This window comes from Neoroseomonas rubea, from assembly GCF_016106015.1.
Lineage (GTDB): Bacteria > Pseudomonadota > Alphaproteobacteria > Acetobacterales > Acetobacteraceae > Neoroseomonas > Neoroseomonas rubea.
The window spans coordinates 1-607 of the sequence record NZ_JACADQ010000744.1; the positions used below are offsets into that span (position 1 = coordinate 1).

The window sequence follows — 607 nt, forward strand, 5'->3', positions numbered from 1 at the left end:
GCGCCCTGCGCGAGCGCGGCCGGCACGAAGCCTGCCGGCGCGTGCCGCGCGAAAGGGATGGCCGCGCCGACGGCCGCGCCCATGGCGGCGAGCGCCGCCCCCTTCAGCGTGCCCCGCCGCCCCCATGCAAGGGCGTCGGCGCGGTCCGGATCGTCGCGATAGAGTTCCGCGAGCGACCTTTCGCGATCATGCTGTCCCGGCATGGGGTTCTCCCTTTATTCGACTAAGCGCATTCTTCCGTGAGCCGATGACGCAAATCAAGTCCGATGCGCGTCTGCCGCGCAAACCTCTCGAACTGCTGACGCCCGAGGAGATGGGGCGGGCGGATGCGCTCGCGATCGCCGGCGGCATCCCCGGGGACCGGCTGATGGAGGCGGCGGGCCGGGCGGTCGCGCGCGCGGCGATGCGGCTGTCCCGGCCCTGCCGGACGCTGGTGCTTGCGGGGCCGGGCAACAATGGCGGGGATGGCTATGTCGCGGCGCGCCTTCTGGAGCAGGCGGGATGGCCGGTGGCCGTCGCCGCGCTCGCCCCGCCGCGGCCGGGCAGCGATGCGGCGCGGGCCGCGGCACGCTGGCATGGGCCGGTCGTGCCGTTCTCCGAGGCGGAG

At 74.6% G+C, this 607-nt stretch carries 1 protein-coding gene and 1 pseudogene; one reads left to right on the top strand and one right to left on the bottom strand.

The genetic code is table 11. The features are described from left to right. Positions 1-203, bottom strand: a pseudogene (locus HW577_RS26170) (hypothetical protein); the annotation flags it as partial. A gap of 44 nt (positions 204-247) precedes the next feature. On the opposite strand from HW577_RS26170, the gene HW577_RS26175 reads away from it, so the two are divergent. Continuing rightward, a partial coding sequence (locus tag HW577_RS26175; protein WP_332837827.1) for an NAD(P)H-hydrate epimerase occupies positions 248-607 on the top strand: 360 nt, incomplete at its 3' end.